A 16,780-nucleotide genomic window follows, 5' to 3' on the forward strand; every position below is an offset into this window, starting at 1 on the left:
ATTGGGGAAGTCCTCTACCGAGGGAGCAGGACATGGCAAACACCAGCCTTGAAAATGACGGCCAGGGAATGATCGTGAATCCCAAGCCGACCGCTGACAACCAGGACTGGGACGGCGACGACGCCGACCGTGCAGACCGGCTGCGCTTTGAAGAGGAGCAGGCCATGATCCGCGAGCAATCCGAAGCTCGCGCCGCCAAGGCCGCCGCGGAAGCGAAACTGATCGCGGACGCGCACAAGGCAGCCGCCCCGAAGGAAGCCAGCGCCTAATCTCCCTCGGTGCCGTCCTTGACCCGGACGAGCAGCGAGCCGGGGGCAACCTGCACGGTGACCTTCGTGGCCTCACCGGACGGATCGCCGTCGACCTGCGTGGGCACCGGCTCCGCGCAGCTGATGACGATCTTCGCGGAGCGGTAATACGTCATCACCGGCAGGTTTCTCTTGTGCTTCAGCACGATCTTCCAGTACATCGCCAGCCAGCCGATCGCGCTGCGCGGGCTCATCACCACAACGTCCAGCATCCCGTCATCGATCATGGCCTGGGGGATGAAGTCGATCCCGCCGGGGATCAGGCCGCAGTTCGCGAACAGGACGCTGCGGATCTTCCGGCTCTGTTCGGGCTGGTCGTCCAGCGAAATGGACACCTTCTTGCGCCGGCCGGGCAGGTGCCGCACGCCCGCTTCGGTGTAGGCCAGCCAGCCCACGGCCTTTTTGAGCCCGTCGCTGGTGTCGCCCACCACCTCGGCGTCCATGCCGATGCCGGCAATGACCAGGAAGGTGTGCTCCGAGGACTCCTTGGTGCGTGAGTTCTCCACCCTCATCCGTGCCGTGTCGATAAAGCGCTGATGGCCGAACAGGGCGGTCTGGACGCTGCCGTGCAGGTCGCCCACATCGAGGTGGATATTGCGGGCCAGCAGGTTGCCGGTGCCGAGCGGGATCAGGCCCATGGCGATGTCCGTGCCCGCAAGAATGTCCGCCACGACCCGCACCGTGCCGTCACCGCCGCCCACGAGGACGACGTCGGCGCCGTACTCGACGGCGGCCCGCGCCTGCGAGAATCCGGGGTCTTCGGCGGTGGTGTCGAAAAACCGCGGCGGCACCCAGCCGGCGGCGGCGCACGCACTTTCAATCAGAGTGCGGGCCTCGTCCGACCGGGCCTTGATCGGGTTCATCACCACGGCGACCTTCTGCTGGCCCAGGCCCGGACTGTGCGTTTCCTCCCACACGGCGCTGCGCGTGTGCAGGGCCTTGAGCTTGCGCACTCCCCACCAACTGGAGACGGCAAACGCCAGGACTCCAGCGATGACGAGGTAGAGCAGCCAGTCGCGCATTGTGCTCCCACACTATCCCGCCGCTGGCCGGCAGCCTGATTGCCCGGGAACGGCGGCCGGATTGGATACTCTTGTCAGGTGATCGACGTAAAAGACCTCAGCGAAAATCCGGACAAGTTCCGGGCCAGCCAGCGCGCCCGCGGCGCCGACGAGTCCGTGGTGGACGCGATCATCGCCGCGGACTCGGCCCGGCGTGCCGCCCTGATCCGCTTCGAAAACCTCCGGGCCGAGCAGAATGCCTTCGGCAAGAAGGTGGCACAGGCCAAGGGCGAGGAAAAGCAGGCCCTGCTGGCGGAGGTCAAGGTCCTCGCGGGCGAGGTTAAGGCCGCCTCCGCCGAGGCCGACGTCGCCCAGACCGCCCAGGAAGAACTGCTGCGCGCCATCCCCAACCTCATCGAGGACGGCGTTCCCGCCGGGGGCGAGGACGACTACATCGTGGTCAAGACCGTCGGCACCCCCCGCGAATTCACCGACTTCGAGCCCAGGGACCACCTGGAAATCGGTGAGCTGATCGGCGCCATCGACATGGAGCGCGGCGCCAAGGTTTCCGGTTCACGGTTCTACTTCCTGCGCGGTGCCGGGGCCCGGCTGGAAATGGCGCTGCTGCAGATGGCGATGGAGCAGGCGATCGACGCCGGCTTCGTGCCGATGATCACCCCGACCCTGGTGCGCCCGGAGACCATGCAGGGCACCGGGTTCGACGTCAAGCATGACGCCGAGATCTACAGGCTCGCCGAGGATGACCTGTACCTCGTGGGCACCTCGGAAGTGGCCCTGGCCGGCTACCACGCGGACGAGATCCTGGACCTGTCCGCGGGCCCGGTCCGCTACGCCGGGCAGAGCTCCTGCTACCGCCGCGAGGCCGGCTCGCACGGCAAGGACACCCGCGGCATCATCCGGGTCCACCAGTTCAACAAGGTGGAGATGTTCATCTACACCACGGTCGAGGAGGCCGCGGCCGAGCACGCCCGGCTGCTGGCCTGGGAAGAGGAGATGCTGGGCAAGTGTGAACTGCCCTACCGGGTCATTGACACCGCCGCCGGGGACCTCGGCAACTCCGCGGCCCGCAAGTTCGACTGCGAGGCGTGGGTTCCGACGCAGGGTGCCTACCGCGAGCTGACCTCGACCTCCAACTGCACGACCTTCCAGGCGCGCCGGCTCAACATCCGCGAACGTGTGCTGAACGAGGACGGGGCCCCCAAAGGCACCCGGGCCGTCGCCACGCTCAACGGCACCCTGGCCACCACGCGCTGGATCGTCGCCATCCTGGAGCACCACCAGAACCCGGACGGCTCCGTCAACATCCCGCAGGCCCTGCAGAAGTACCTTGGCGGCATGACGGTCTTCCCCGTCATCTGAGCCGCCGTTTCCCGGCCCATGACCCCGCGGAGTGCCGCGGGGCATGGGCGTCAACAGCTGTTCACCCCGGGTTCACCGGACGCTGTGGCCTGCGTCCTAGCGGCTGTCGGGGGTGTCTGCTCTACTTGTGAGATGACAACATTGACTGAATCCTCAGTCGCCGGCAACGATGACCGGCGAGACAACAACCGAAACAACGTAACCACCGCAGCCCACAAGCTGATGGTGGCGCTCGACGTCGACGGCACCCTCGTGGACCACGACGGCCACATGTCCGTTCCCGTCCGCGAGGCCGCCCAGGACGTTGTGGCCGCCGGCCACCACGTCACCATCGCGACCGGCCGCTCACTGAACGCGACCCTGCCGATCATCGAGCACATCGGCATCGACAACGGCTATGCCGTGTGCTCCAACGGCGGGGTCACCCTGCGGCTGGATTCCGGCCTGCCGGACGGCTACGAGATCGTGCACAAGGCCACCTTCGACCCGGGCCCCGCGCTCCGGGCACTGCGCAAGCGGCTGCCCTCGGCGAAGTACGCGCTCGAGGACGAGGACGGCAACTTCCTCTCCACCGAGCGCTTCCAGGACATGAGCTTCGGGGTGGAGGCAATCGGCGTCGACTTCCAGACCATGCTGGAAGCCACCGCGGTCCGCGTGGTGGTCTTCAGCGCCGAGAACACGCCCGAGGAGTTCAACACCGCCATCCGGCACATCGGCCTCGCCGGCGTGACCTACTCGGTGGGATGGACGGCGTGGCTGGACATCGCCGCGGCCGGAGTGACGAAGGCCAGCGCCCTGGAGCACCTCCGCGGCCGGCTGGAGATCGAGGCGCACCGCACCGTCGCCGTCGGCGACGGCCGCAATGACATCGAGATGCTCACCTGGGCCGCCCGCGGTGTGGCCATGGGCCAGGCGCCCGAGGAAGTCATTGCCGCCGCGAACGAGGTCACCCACTCGGTGTTCGACGACGGCGCGGCCCACGTGCTGCGCAGCCTGCTGCTCTAGGCTCCGGCGGCTGCTCCAGGCTCCGACGGCGGCGGGCTCCGACAATGTCGGGGCGCCGGCCTGCAGGGTGCGTGCGGTCAGCGCACCTCGAGGATGAGGCCCAGGAGCCGGGCCGCGGCGGGCCGTGCCGCGTGTTCCTCGTTCCACTGCGCCCGCGCCACGGCCTTGCTGACCGCCTGCGTGGTGATCCCGAGTTCCTCGGCGACCGCCTTCTGCTGTCCGCGGACCCCGGGGGTCAGCAGGTCCAGGACCCGCCATTCGGCGGGGCTGCGGTCGTGCACGATGTGCCCCAGCAGCCGCAGCACGGCCTCGGACTCCGCGGCGACGTCGGCGAGCGGGCCCTCCACGGCCACCGGGATCCGGTCCTTGCCGTTCCGCAGCCGGTCGACGGCCCGGCGGGCGTAAATCAGCCCGTGGCCGGAGGCGTCCTTGATCTGGTTCGGCAGGGGTTCATTGACCGGCCCGACGCCGATGCCGACGTACCAGCTGCCGGTCCGGAGGGCGATCATCGCCGCCTCGACGGCCTGCTGCGGGGAATCCACAATGCCCTGGACCTCGTCCTCCACCGACCGGTCGAAATCCAGGCGCGCCGGGATGTGCCGCAGGTCCTTGAGGAGCTGCGGCACGCAGTCGCCGTCGCGCCGGCTGTCGGTTTGGTTGATGGTCAGCGTGAACATTCTGGATCCACACTACCCGGTGGAAAGGGGCTGGCAAGAGCGGCCCCTGGACACGCCCACGCGGGCTTGTATCCGGTCCGGGGACGTGTTGCGATGGAGCCTGCGTACCGCCCCGGGCCCCTGTAAAGCGAGGAATCCATTGACCAGCGAGTTGACCAGCGACCTGAACACCGATGCCGATCCGACCGTCGGCAGCACCGGGGGCTCGGCGCCCGACGCCCGGCCGGACAGCGCCTTTCGTGAGCCCGGCGGCGCGGAACTGGAGCTCGTGGACCGCTGGTGGCGGGCCGCCAACTACCTCTCCGTGGGACAGATCTATCTCCGCTCCAACCCGCTGCTGCGGGAACCCCTGAGCGCCCGCGACACGAAGTCCCGGCTGCTGGGCCACTGGGGCACCACGCCGGGACTGAACTTCGTTTACGCCCACCTGAACCGGATCATCCGCCGGGACAGCCAGAGCATGCTGTTCATTGCGGGACCCGGCCACGGCGGCCCCGCCGTCGTGGCAAACGCCTGGCTGGAGGGCACCTACTCCGAGATCTACGGCAACGTCGGCGACGACGAACAGGGCATGGCCGAGCTGTTCCGGCAGTTCTCCTACCCGGGCGGAATCCCCAGCCACGCAGCCCCGGAAACCCCGGGCTCCATCAGCGAGGGCGGCGAGCTCGGCTACTCCCTGGCGCACGCTTACGGCTCCGTCTTCGACAATCCCGACCTGATCACCGCCGTCGTCATCGGCGACGGCGAGGCCGAAACCGGGCCGCTGGCGGCCAGCTGGCACTCCCACAATTTCCTGGACCCGGTCCATGACGGTGCGGTGCTGCCCATCCTGCACCTGAACGGCTACAAGATCGCCAACCCCACCATCCTGGCCCGCATGCCCGAAGCCCAGCTGGAACAGCTGCTGCGCGGCTACGGGCACGAGCCGCACTTCGTGACCGTGGGCCATCCGGACGACACGGCGGCCGCGCACCGGGACTTCGCCGCAGTGCTGGACGACTGCCTCACGGAGATCCGGGCGATCCAGTCCTCCCGCAGGAGCGGAACTGCCGGCGGCGGCGCGGACCGCCCAGCCGAAGACGGGGCCGCGCGCTGGCCCATGATCGTGCTGCGGTCGCCGAAGGGCTGGACCGGGCCCAGAGTCGTCGACGGGCTGCAGGTGGAAGGAACCTGGCGGAGCCATCAGGTGCCGCTGTCCGAGGTGCGCACCAACCCGGAGCACCTGGGCCAGCTGGGGGAGTGGCTCGAGTCGTACCGGCCGGCCGGGCTCTTCGACGACGCCGGGCGGCTGCGCCCGGAGGTCGCGGCGAACGCGCCCGAGGGCGCCCTCCGGATGAGCGCCTCCCCGTACGCGAACGGCGGCGTGCTGCTTCGGGACCTCAAGCTGCCGAAGTACGAGGATCATGCCGTCCCGGTGGCCCAGCCGGGAGTCGAGCGGGTCAGCGCCATGATCACCCTGGGGTCCTGGCTGCGCGACGTGATCAGCCAGAACCCGGAGACGTTCCGGCTGTTCGGCCCGGACGAGACGGCATCCAACCGCCTGCAGGACGTCTATGAGGTCACGGACAAGGTGTGGCAGTACCGGATCGAGGAACTCGATGAGCACCTGGCCCGCGCCGGACGGGTCATGGAGGTCCTCAGCGAACACCTCTGCCAGGGTTGGCTGGAAGGGTACCTGCTGACCGGCCGGCACGGCGTCTTCAGTTGCTATGAGGCGTTCATCCACATCGTGGATTCCATGTTCAACCAGCACGCCAAGTGGCTCAAGGTGCACCGTGAACTGCCCTGGCGCCGGCCGGTCGCCTCGCTCAACTACCTGCTGTCCTCGCACGTCTGGCAGCAGGACCACAACGGCTTCTCGCACCAGGATCCCGGCTTCATCGACCACGCCGTAAACAAAAAAGCCGAGGTCATCCGCGTCTACCTGCCCCCGGACGCCAACACGCTGCTCTCCGTGATGGAGCACTGCCTCGATTCACGGGACTACGTCAACATCGTGGTCAGCGGCAAGCAGCCCTCGCCCACCTGGCTCGGCCCCGCCGACGCCGCGCACCACTGCCAGCGCGGCCTGGGAATCTGGGAGTTCGCCGGCTCCGAGGTCCCCGGCGAGGAACCCGACGTCGTGCTGGCCTGCGCCGGCGACGTGCCCACGGTCGAGACGGTCGCGGCGGCGGAACTGCTGAAGGCCGGCGCCCCGGGGCTGAAGATCCGGGTGGTCAACGTGGTGGACCTGATGCGGCTCCAGGACGCCAGCGAACACCCGCACGGGCTGACGTCCCGGGACTTCGACGGGATCTTCACGGCGGACAAGCCCATCATCTTCGCCTACCACGGCTATCCGTCCCTGATCCACCGGCTGGCGTACCGGCGGACCAACCAGGAGGGCCTACACGTCCGCGGCTACAAGGAGGAGGGCACCACCACCACGGCCTTCGACATGGCCATGCTCAACGGGATTGACCGCTTCCAGCTCGCCATCGACGCGATCGACCGGGTGCCGGGCCTGGCGGAAAAGCACTCGCTGCTGCGGCAGGCGCTGCAGGACAGCCGGATCCGGGCGCACAACCACACCCGGGACCACGGCGAGGACTCGGAGGACATCAGCGGCTGGACCCTCGGCCGGGAGTAGCCCCGCAGCCGCCCCCCGCTACGGCCGGGTGCCGCTGAGCCCGCCCAGCCCGCCGGTGGGCAGGTGGATCCAGCCCTCGGTCAAAGCCGCCCGGACGTGGGCGGCGTCCGGGCGGAGCGTCACGCCGAGGGCCACGGCCCGCGCGGTGAGGGCGGCGATGAGCGCGTCGAACATGTCGTCGGAGCCGGCCAGCCGGTCCTCGTGGCCGGCCAGGTCCAGCCAGGGTGCTGCCTGCTGCAGCGCGTCGAGGAGCACGGTGAGCCGCTGCGTTTCCGTCCCGCCGCGGCCCTTGTACCCGCGGGCCAGCAGGCCCCAGGATTTCAGCGACGCCGCCGGGTAGACCTCGGCGAGCCGGCCGCTGCCGTCGCGGGCCTGCGGGCCGTGGTCCCGGGCGATTTTGGCCTGGATGACGGCGCAGCGCATCGCCGGGTGGGCCAGCCGGTCGGCGGAGACGCTGAGCGGGATCAGCCCGGTGCGGGCGGTGACGAAGCGGTCGGTGTCCCGGTAGGCCAGCAGCGGGCGTCCCTCGATGCCGTCGTAGTCCAGCACGGGGTGCGGCTCGAAGGCCAGATGCCCGGCCAGGAACGGCAGGAAGGCGTCCGGCCAGCCCACCGGGCAGTCGATCCCCGTCATGTCGCTGGCGCCGAAGAGCCGCACGATCTCCTCGTCGCCGACGTCGAGGGCCAGGTGCTCCAGGCGGGCGGTGCCGCTGCCCCAGTCGATGACGGCGGCCGCGGTCTTCCGCGTGGCCGCGGCCAGGTCGACGCCGAGGGTCTTCACCGCGGCCCGCCCGGGACGGACAGCCTCGGGAGCCCGGTCATCCGGCGCTGACCGAGCGGTACCGGAGGGCGCCGGGCAGCCCGCCCCGGCCGTCCAGGCCCTCTCCGGCCGCAAAACGGGCCCACACCGCGCGGAGGGCCCGGCCCTGGGCGTTGATGTCCTCCCAGCTGGCGCCCGTGAGCAGCCCGGCACCTGCCCACGTCTGTTCGTCCCCGAACAGCAGCGGCAGGTCGACGGTGTGCGCGGCCCCGTAGAAGTTGCCCGGCGCTGCCCAGGAGAGCACGTAGCTGTAGGCCGTGCCGCCGGCCTGGGCGTGCCGGCGGGCGAACCTCCGGGCGGCCCGGCCGTACACCGCCTCGGTCACGGCCCAGTTAATGGCCTTCACCACGGCGGTCCCGAGCACCGGGACCTTGGCGACGCGGCCGACGACGGGGTTGCGCGGCAGGAACAGCCGGGCTTCCTCGGAGGTGTGTCCGATCAGGACCTCGATCCCGGGAGCCGTGGCGTTCCAGGCGTCCTCGATGCCGGATTCCGGCGGCAGGGGGGAGTGCCCGTACTGGGTGCCGAACGGCATGGCCGCGACCAGCCCGAACTTCCGGGCCACCTGCGACACGTGCCCTTCGATCTCCACGACGTCCATCGCGGGCGTGTCCTCGGTGACGTGCTCCGCCGCGATACCCATCGCGGTGCTCATCTTTTCCCGGCCCCGGGTAATGCCCAGCGGCGCGCTTTGAATGATGGCGCGCTGGAACAGGGAGGGGGCCTCCGGCGTCGCCATCAGGTGGGCGACGGCGTCGCCGCCGGCGGACTGCCCGAAGGCCGTGACCCGTCCCGGGTCGCCGCCGAAAGCGCTGATGTTGCGCCGGACCCAGCGGAACGCCTCGAGCTGGTCCAGCAGGCCGAGGTTCGCGGGCCGGCCCGTGCCGGTCGCGAGGTAGCCGAACAGGCCCAGGCGGTACGTCACGGACACCACGATGACCCGGTTTTCGGCGACGAGGGCCCGGGGATCGAAGATGGCCAGGTCACCGGAACCGGAGGTGTAGGACCCGCCGTGGAGCCACACCATCACGGGGACCCGCTCGTCCGCGGCGAGGCCGGCCGGCATGGTGATGGAGAGCCGCTGGCAGTCCTCACTGCCGGGCAGCTCCCCGTAGCGGGTGCCGAGGATGTCATCCAGGAACGGCACCGGGGCCTGCGGACACGCCGGAGACAGGGACGTGGCGGCGAGGACCGCGGTCCGGTCCGGTGCACTCACCGGCGGCTGGAAACGTCCCGCAGCGGCATAGGGGATTCCGGTGGCCCGCACGACGTCGCCGTCACGCCAGCCGGTGACCGGACCGCAGGGAGGACTAAAGGCAGGCTCGGCGTTCATAAGCCCACGATTTCACACATTCCTGACCCGTCACTGACAACGGCCGTCCACCCTTAAACAGCACCGCGGGGTCACTGGCGGCCCGTATCCGGCGGACGGATGGGCGGCAAGTGACCCCGCGTTGGAGCTGGAAGCGTTAGTGCGTGTGGGGAACGTAACGCTTGATGGATGCCGCAAGCTCGGCCTCGGCGGCGGCGCGGTCGCCCCAGCCCTCGGCCTTGACCCACTTGCCCGGCTCCAGATCCTTGTAACGGGTGAAGAAGTGCTCGATTTCCTTGATCAGGAATTCGCTGACGTCACTGATCTCGTTGATGTGGTCGAAGCGCGCGTCGACCGGAACGCAGAGCACCTTGGCGTCGCCGCCGCCGTCGTCGGTCATGTTGAACACGCCGATGGGGCGGGACTCAACAATGACGCCGGGGTGCAGGTCGAAGTCCTGCAGCAGCACCAGGGCGTCCAGCGGGTCGCCGTCTTCGCCCAGGGTGTTCTCGAAGAAACCGTAGTGCGTGGGGTACTGCATCGAGGTGAACAGGACGCGGTCCAGGCGGACGCGGCCCGTTTCGTGGTCGATCTCGTACTTAACGCGTGATCCCTTGGGGATCTCGATGGTCACGTCGTGCTTCATGGACTGCTCCTTGAGAAATTCAGGGGATGCGCGGTTTTCGGGGGTGCGCGGCACGCACAAAAGGCTGCCGCTGCCGCCGACTACTATTGAGGATATAGCGAGAGGCCCGGGTTTCAGGAACTTGTGGGGACATTTCAGCACTAAAGGACCAGCAGCGGCATGAAACGCAGAACGAGCCACCCGGGCGCCGCCCCGGTGACCGGGCGGCTGCGGCGGAGCCTCCCGCTGCTGCTCCAGACCCTGCTGGTTGCGGCGCTCGCCCTCCCCGCCGGTGTTGCCGTCGCCCCCGCGTTTCTCGGGCCCGGACCCTCCGAAACCGCCGCGCAGACCACCCCGCCCTGGCACCAGGTCCCTGGCACTTTGGCCGCCCGCGGCGGCGCGGCGGCCGGCACCGCCCCGGACGGCATCGAACCGCTCTCAGCCGCCGCCCCCGTCCCGCAACCCGGCCCGCTCGCGGCCCGGCTCAACGAAACCCTCCGGGCCGACGGCTCCGGGAACTTCACCGGCGTCGTGCAGGACGCCCTCACCGGGGAGGTCCTCTTCGACCGTTCCGGCGACGACGTCCGGGTCCCGGCCTCCAACATGAAGCTCCTCACGGCCGCCGCGGCCCTGCGGGCCCTCGGCCCGGAACGCCGCTTCAGCACCCGCGCGGTGGCCGGGGCGGCCCCCGGGTCAGTCATGCTCACCGGCGGCGGGGACGTGCTCCTCGGTGCCGGCGAATCGGTGCCCGGCACCGTGCTGGGCCGCGCCGGGCTCGCCAGCCTGGCGCAGTCGGCCGTCCGGGCCCTGCAGGACGACGGCGTCTCCGCCCCCTTGACGGTCCAGCTGGACGACTCCCTGTTTACCGGCCCCGCGCTGAACCCGGCCTGGAACCTGGAGGATGTGGCCGCCGGCGAGATGGCCCCGCTGTTCCCGCTCGCCTTGAACTCGGCCCGCTTCGACCCGGCCACAACCACCGGCCCCCGCCCGCAGGATGCCGCGATGGACGCCGCCGAGGCGTTTCACGCCCAGCTCGCGGCGGCGGCCGGCGCGGCCGGACTGACGGTGGCGCCCGGCGTCGTGCGGGTCCCCGCCGGAACGGACGACGCCGGCACCAGGGTCCTGGCCGAAGTCCAGTCCGCGACGGTGGGCCAGCAGGTCGACCTGATGCTGCGCACCTCGGACAACTACCTCACCGAGGCGATCGGCCGCATGGCGGCGCTCGCGGCCGGGCAGCCCGGCAGCAACGACGGCGCCGTGGCAGCCGTGCTGCAGCAGCTGGAAGAGCTGAAGATCCCCGCCGCCACGCTGCGCGCCGCAGACGTCTCCGGGCTGGCCCTGGCCAACCAGGTCTCCGCCCGGCAGCTCTCCGAAGTGGTCCGGACCATGACCTCGGGCGCGGACACCCGGCTGCGGGCCGGCCTGGCCGGCTTCCCGGTCGCCGGGCTCACCGGAACCCTGGGGGACCGGTACGTGGGCGACGCGGCGACGGCCGGCGGTGCAGGCCTGGTCCGTGCCAAGACCGGCACACTCAACACGGTCATCGCCCTGAGCGGCTACGTCGTGGACGCCGACGGCCGGCTCCTGGTGTTTTCCTTTATCGGCAACGGACTCACCCCGGGGGCGGGGAACAAAGCCGTGCTGGACCGCACCGCCTCCGTCCTGGCCGGCTGCGGCTGCCGCTGACCCCCCGCCGCTGACCCCCGCGGCCGACCCCCGCGGCCGACGTCGAACCGTCGACTGCTCCGTAACCGCCCTTTTCGACCCCGAAAACGGCAGTTAGGGAGCAGCGGATGGCCTGGACGACGGCGTCGAGCCCGGCGGCCGTTCGCCGCCCGACGAATTTAAGGCGCAATGTCAGTCCGCTGTGATCTGATGGAGCCTATGGAGTCCTCTGCCCGCGAGACATCAGCCCAAGCCCAAGCCCTGATCAACTGGGAGCTTGCCGCCTCCACCGCCGCCCGGCTGACGCCCGCCGGCCCCGTCCTGGGATCGGCGGAGATCGGCGCCGCCGTCGACAACCTGCGGCTGATGGCGGACCTTTCCGTGCCCCACGTCCATGACATCACCGGCCTGGAGGCTGCCCGCGACCTGCGCGATTCCTCGGTCCTGGTGGTGGACCGTGCTTCCTGGTCCAAGGCCAACACGCAGAGCTTCGCCGTGATGCTTCAGCCAGCGATGGAAAAGATGCTCGAGAGCCGCCGCGGCACCCTGAACCCCGGCACGGCCAGCGTCAGCGGCGCCATCACCGGCAGCCAGCTCGGCGCCATCCTCGCCTTTCTCTCCAGCAAGGTCCTGGGCCAGTACGACCCCTTCTCCGCCCTGGCCGAGAACTCCACCGCCCCCGCCGGCGGCCGCCTGCTCCTCGTGGCGCCGAACATCATCTCCGTCGAGCGTGAAATCAACGTCGAGCCCGAAGACTTCCGGCTCTGGGTCTGCCTCCACGAACAGACCCACCGGGTGCAGTTCGCCGCCGCACCCTGGCTGCGGCACCACATGCTGGAGGAGATCGACAGCCTCAGCGGGCAGCTGCTCGGTAACGTCGACTCCCTGATGGAACGGGCCTCGGCTGCCGCGAAGTCGCTCCGGGACCGCACCGCATCCGGGTCCGCCCCCAGCCGGGGCGCCATCCTCGACCTGCTGCAGAACCCCGAGGAAAAGGCCGCGATCTCGCGCCTGACCGCCCTCATGAGCCTGCTCGAAGGGCACGCCAACGTGGTGATGGACGCGGTCGACTCCAGCATTGTGCCTTCCGTGAAGACCATCCGGCAGCGCTTCAACTCCCGGGCCAAGGACCGCGGCGTGATCGAAAAGTTCATCCGCAACCTGCTCGGACTGGACGCCAAGATGCGCCAGTACAGCGACGGCGCCAAGTTCGTCCGCGAGGTCGTGGACGTGGCCGGAATGGAGGGCTTCAACCGGGTCTGGGAGTCCGCGGACCACCTGCCGACCGAGGCCGAAATCCACAATTCCCGGCTCTGGCTCGAGCGGATGGGGCACTAGGTCCCGTGACCTCCAGTCCCGTTTCCAGCGGACGGCTGTCCGGCGGACGACGCCGGCCCGGCCGGCTGGCGCCCGTCGTCGGCACGGCGCGGAAGATGCTGCAGAACGCCCTGGCCGCAGCGGGTTACCCGCAACGGATCCTGGTCGCCTGCAGCGGCGGACCCGACTCGCTGGCCCTCGCCGCCGTCGCCGCGTACTTCGCCCGCCGCGGGCACGTCGACGGCCACCCCGTCTCCGTGGGCGCCGTCGTCGTGGACCATCAGCTGCAGCCCGGATCCGCCGAGGTCGCCGCCGCCACCGCCGTGACGCTGCAGGAACTGGGGCTCTCACCCGTCCAGGTCAGGACGGTCGAGGTTGACTCCACCGGGATGGGGCCGGAGGCGGCCGCCCGGGACGCCCGGCACGCCGCCCTGGAAGCCGCCGCCGACGACACCGGCGCCCAGGCCATCCTGCTCGGCCACACCCTTGATGACCAGGCCGAACAGGTGCTGCTGGGGCTGGCCCGCGGCTCCGGAACCCGTTCCCTGGCGGGCATGCGGCCCGCCCGCGACCGCCTGCTGCGGCCCTTCCTGGGGCTGCGCCGCGCGGACACCCTCGAGATCTGCGAGGTCGAGGGCCTTGACCCCTGGCACGATCCCAGCAACGCGGATCCGGCGTTTGCCAGGTCCCGGACCCGGGTGGAGGTGCTGCCGCTGCTCGAGGAGAAGCTGGGCCCGGGGGTGGCCGAATCGCTCGCGCGGACTGCCGCGATCCTGCAGCTGGACGCCGATTACCTCGAGGACGTGGCCAACGACACCTTCGTCCGGCTGCGGGAACAGTCCGGCGGCACCATCAGCCTCCCGGAGGAGGCCCTGCGCGAGCTGGCACCGGCCGTACGGTTCCGGGTCATCGCGAAGGCCGCGGCCGCCGTCGGAGGCCAGCAGCCCAGTTACCAGCGGCTGCTCGCCGCGGAAGCACTGCTCCGCCGGCAGGGATCGGCGGGTCCGGTGGAGCTCCCCGGCGGGGTCAGTGTCTACCGGCTCTCGCTCGCCGAGCTCCAGGCCGAGGGGCAGTCCGGCCCCGGCGGTGTTCCCCGCGAAGCGGCCCGCTGTGGGAAGCTTGTATTCCGGCCTCAAAAACCGCCCAAAATATAGTTGCCCCCGCATCTACACAGGAGTTATTGGTGGATTCAAACGACGTCCAGGCAGATCTCAAGCACGTTCTGTACTCCAAGGAGCAGATCCAGACACGGATCACCGAACTCGCTGCCCAGATCGACAAGGACTACGAGGGCCGCGATCTGCTGATCGTCGGCGTGCTCAAGGGCGCCGTGATGGTCATGGCCGACCTCGCCCGCGCCCTTCACAGCCACGTTTCCATGGACTGGATGGCCGTCTCGTCCTACGGGTCCGGCACGCAGTCCTCCGGCGTGGTCCGCATTCTCAAGGACCTGGACACGGACCTCATGGGCAAGGATGTCCTGATCGTGGAGGACATCATTGACTCCGGCCTGACCCTGTCCTGGCTCAAGACCAACCTGGAATCCCGCGGCACGGCCTCGGTCGAAATCTGCACCGCATTCCGCAAGCCCACGGCCGCGAAGGTCCAGATCGACGTCAAGTATGTCGGCTATGACATCCCCAACGAGTTTGTGGTCGGCTACGGCCTGGACTACGCCGAGAAGTACCGCAACCTGGACTTCGTCGGCACCCTGGCGCCGCACGTCTACGAGTAGCCCACCCGCCGGGTACCTCCGGCAGGACAGGCCCGGCGCGGGCCCGGCAGGGGGCCGGTCCCGCCCGGCTCCGCTACGCCCTCAGGGAACTTTTGGACTTCACCGTGCGTGAGCTTATGCGACGGTGTATAGCTAGACACTGACGCAGTACCACACGCGCGCAGAACGGTCGCCGTGCAGCACTACCAGGAGGGACGGGGCCTGCCCCGAACAGATGAAAGCTAAGAGTTTCTTCAAGGGCCCGGGCATCTGGATTGTCGTTGTTGTCGGCATGCTCCTGCTGGCCTTTGCCACCCTGTCCCCGGGCGGCGCAGCCCGGATCGATACGGACAAGGGCCTCGCGCTGCTGACCGACACCGGCGGCAAGGTTGAACAGGCAAAGATCTTCGACGCGGAAAACCGCGTGGACCTGGTCCTGAAGGAAAACCTGCAGGTTGACGGCGAGGACAAGGGCAAGAACATCCAGTTCTACTACGTCAACGCCCGCGCCGACGACGTCGTCAAAGCCGTCACGGACGCCCGCCCGCCGAGCGGCTACACCGACCAGCCGGTCGAGAACAACTGGTTCGCCGGACTGTTCTCCCTCCTGATCCCGGTCCTCCTCCTCGGTGTCCTGTTCTGGTTCCTGCTCTCGCGCATGCAGGGCGGCGGCTCCAAGGTCATGCAGTTCGGCAAGTCCAAGGCCAAGCTGGTCAACAAGGACATGCCCCAGGTCACCTTCAGCGACGTCGCCGGCGCCGACGAAGCCGTCGAGGAACTCGAAGAGATCAAGGAATTCCTGCAGGAACCGGCGAAGTTCCAGGCCGTGGGGGCCAAGATCCCCAAGGGCGTGCTGCTCTACGGCCCTCCCGGCACCGGCAAGACCCTGCTCGCCCGGGCCGTCGCCGGTGAAGCCGGCGTCCCGTTCTTCTCCATCTCCGGTTCGGACTTCGTGGAAATGTTCGTCGGCGTGGGCGCCTCCCGTGTCCGCGACCTGTTCGAGCAGGCCAAGCAGAACGCCCCCGCCATCATCTTCGTGGACGAGATCGACGCCGTCGGCCGCCACCGCGGTGCCGGCATCGGCGGCGGCAACGACGAACGCGAGCAGACCCTCAACCAGCTGCTGGTTGAAATGGACGGCTTCGACGTCAAGACCAACGTCATCCTGATCGCCGCCACCAACCGCCCCGACGTGCTGGACCCGGCCCTGCTCCGCCCGGGCCGCTTCGACCGCCAGATCTCCGTCGAGGCCCCCGACCTGATCGGCCGCGACCAGATCCTGAAGGTCCACGCCAAGGGCAAGCCGATGGCTCCCGGCGTCGACCTGAAGGCCGTGGCCAAGAAGACCCCCGGCTACACCGGTGCGGACCTGGCCAACGTCCTCAACGAGGCCGCCCTGCTGACCGCCCGCTCCAACGCGAACCTGATCGATGACCGCGCCCTCGACGAGGCCATCGACCGCGTGATGGCCGGCCCGCAGAAGCGCAGCCGCGTCATGAAGGAACACGAACGCAAAGTCACCGCGTACCACGAAGGCGGCCACGCCCTCGTAGCCGCGGCGCTGCGGAACTCGGCCCCGGTCACGAAGATCACCATCCTGCCCCGCGGCCGCGCCCTGGGCTACACCATGGTGGTTCCGGAGAACGACAAGTACTCCGTCACGCGCAACGAACTGCTCGACCAGATGGCCTACGCCATGGGCGGCCGTGTCGCCGAGGAGCTCGTCTTCCATGACCCGTCCACCGGCGCGTCCAACGACATCGAGAAGGCCACCGGGATCGCCCGCAAGATGGTCACCGAGTTCGGCATGAGCGAACGCGTCGGCGCGGTGCGCCTCGGCCAGGGCGGCGGCGAGCCCTTCCTGGGCCGCGACGCCGGCCACGAGCGCAACTACTCCGACCAGATCGCCTACATCGTCGACGAGGAAGTGCGCCGCCTGATCGAGGGCGCCCACGACGAGGCCTACGCCATCTTGATTGAGAACCGCGACGTCCTGGACGAGCTGGCACTCGAACTGCTGGAACGCGAAACGCTGAACCAGGCCGAAATCGCCCAGGTCTTCACCAACATCCGGAAGCGTGATTTCCGCGAGATCTGGCTCTCCAAGGAAACCCGCCCGATCCAGGAGATCGGCCCGGTGGAATCCCGCCGCGAGAAGGCCGAACGCGAAGCCCAGGAAGAAGCCAAGGAAGCCCGCCTCGAGGAACCGCTGGACACGTACCCGCCGCACGCCCAGGGTGTTGTCTCCGGACAGGAGCCCTTCCAAGGCGGTGTAACGGATCTCGGGCCCGACGGCCATCCCGGCTAGGCTTCTTCCGTGACTTCTTT

14 protein-coding genes are annotated in these 16,780 nt (G+C 69.3%); 9 read left to right on the forward strand and 5 right to left on the reverse strand.

Going from position 1 to position 16,780, the window contains the following annotated elements; genetic code table 11:
• Window positions 1–32 precede the first annotated feature (32 nt).
• Window positions 33–269 (forward strand): hypothetical protein, encoded by a 237-nt coding sequence (locus AC06G6_RS01110; protein ID WP_307457739.1) that lies wholly within the window; start codon window positions 33–35, stop codon window positions 267–269.
• Here the strand turns inward: AC06G6_RS01110 and AC06G6_RS01115 are convergent.
• Window positions 266–1,330, reverse strand: a complete 1,065-nt coding sequence (locus AC06G6_RS01115) for a diacylglycerol/lipid kinase family protein (RefSeq protein ID WP_479825561.1) — start codon at window positions 1,328–1,330, stop codon at window positions 266–268. The two genes, AC06G6_RS01110 and AC06G6_RS01115, sit on opposite strands and share 4 nt — an antisense overlap.
• 78 nt (window positions 1,331–1,408) lie before the next feature.
• On the opposite strand from AC06G6_RS01115, the gene serS reads away from it, so the two are divergent.
• Both serS and AC06G6_RS01125 read left to right on the forward strand, forming a co-directional pair.
• On the forward strand, window positions 1,409–2,689 hold the full coding sequence (gene serS, locus AC06G6_RS01120; RefSeq protein ID WP_479825563.1) for a serine--tRNA ligase: 1,281 nt from the start codon (window positions 1,409–1,411) through the stop codon (window positions 2,687–2,689).
• Between the two features lie 132 nt (window positions 2,690–2,821).
• Window positions 2,822–3,694, forward strand: a complete 873-nt coding sequence (locus AC06G6_RS01125) for an HAD family hydrolase (protein ID WP_307457749.1) — start codon at window positions 2,822–2,824, stop codon at window positions 3,692–3,694.
• A gap of 77 nt (window positions 3,695–3,771) precedes the next feature.
• Here the strand turns inward: AC06G6_RS01125 and AC06G6_RS01130 are convergent, their stop codons facing one another.
• Complete coding sequence (locus tag AC06G6_RS01130) at window positions 3,772–4,371, reverse strand: MarR family transcriptional regulator (RefSeq protein ID WP_479825566.1); 600 nt, start codon at window positions 4,369–4,371, stop codon at window positions 3,772–3,774.
• A 259-nt stretch (window positions 4,372–4,630) separates the two neighbouring features.
• Here AC06G6_RS01130 and AC06G6_RS01135 point away from each other — a divergent pair, with 259 nt between their 5' ends.
• Window positions 4,631–7,000 carry a phosphoketolase family protein gene (locus AC06G6_RS01135; RefSeq protein ID WP_479828800.1) on the forward strand — a complete coding sequence of 790 codons (2,370 nt, stop codon included), beginning with the start codon at window positions 4,631–4,633 and terminating at the stop codon, window positions 6,998–7,000.
• An 18-nt stretch (window positions 7,001–7,018) separates the two neighbouring features.
• Here the strand turns inward: AC06G6_RS01135 and AC06G6_RS01140 are convergent, their stop codons facing one another.
• From AC06G6_RS01140 to AC06G6_RS01150, 3 genes are all read right to left on the reverse strand, one after another.
• On the reverse strand, window positions 7,019–7,780 hold the full coding sequence (locus AC06G6_RS01140; RefSeq protein WP_479825569.1) for a DUF429 domain-containing protein: 762 nt from the start codon (window positions 7,778–7,780) through the stop codon (window positions 7,019–7,021).
• 37 nt (window positions 7,781–7,817) lie between these two features.
• Window positions 7,818–9,152 (reverse strand): carboxylesterase family protein, encoded by a 1,335-nt coding sequence (locus AC06G6_RS01145; protein ID WP_479825571.1) that lies wholly within the window; start codon window positions 9,150–9,152, stop codon window positions 7,818–7,820.
• Between the two features lie 136 nt (window positions 9,153–9,288).
• Window positions 9,289–9,777: an inorganic diphosphatase gene (locus tag AC06G6_RS01150; RefSeq protein WP_479825574.1), complete on the reverse strand. Its 489-nt coding sequence runs from the start codon at window positions 9,775–9,777 to the stop codon at window positions 9,289–9,291.
• A 159-nt stretch (window positions 9,778–9,936) separates the two neighbouring features.
• On the opposite strand from AC06G6_RS01150, the gene dacB reads away from it, so the two are divergent.
• From dacB to ftsH, 5 genes are all read left to right on the forward strand, one after another.
• Window positions 9,937–11,442 (forward strand): D-alanyl-D-alanine carboxypeptidase/D-alanyl-D-alanine endopeptidase, encoded by a 1,506-nt coding sequence (dacB, locus tag AC06G6_RS01155; RefSeq protein ID WP_479825576.1) that lies wholly within the window; start codon window positions 9,937–9,939, stop codon window positions 11,440–11,442.
• A 198-nt stretch (window positions 11,443–11,640) separates the two neighbouring features.
• A complete protein-coding gene (locus AC06G6_RS01160; protein WP_479825578.1) occupies window positions 11,641–12,759 on the forward strand; it encodes a zinc-dependent metalloprotease in 1,119 nt (372 codons plus the stop codon).
• 95 nt (window positions 12,760–12,854) lie between these two features.
• The gene (gene tilS, locus AC06G6_RS01165; protein WP_479828804.1) at window positions 12,855–13,892 is read left to right on the forward strand and encodes a tRNA lysidine(34) synthetase TilS; all 1,038 of its coding nucleotides are present in this window, start codon (window positions 12,855–12,857) and stop codon (window positions 13,890–13,892) included.
• Window positions 13,893–13,921: 29 nt separating this feature from the next.
• Window positions 13,922–14,473 (forward strand): hypoxanthine phosphoribosyltransferase, encoded by a 552-nt coding sequence (hpt, locus tag AC06G6_RS01170; protein WP_232082480.1) that lies wholly within the window; start codon window positions 13,922–13,924, stop codon window positions 14,471–14,473.
• A 214-nt stretch (window positions 14,474–14,687) separates the two neighbouring features.
• Window positions 14,688–16,760, forward strand: a complete 2,073-nt coding sequence (gene ftsH, locus AC06G6_RS01175) for an ATP-dependent zinc metalloprotease FtsH (protein ID WP_479825580.1) — start codon at window positions 14,688–14,690, stop codon at window positions 16,758–16,760.
• Window positions 16,761–16,780 lie beyond the last annotated feature (20 nt).

It is taken from the genome of Arthrobacter sp. CJL-S3, assembly GCF_056711635.1.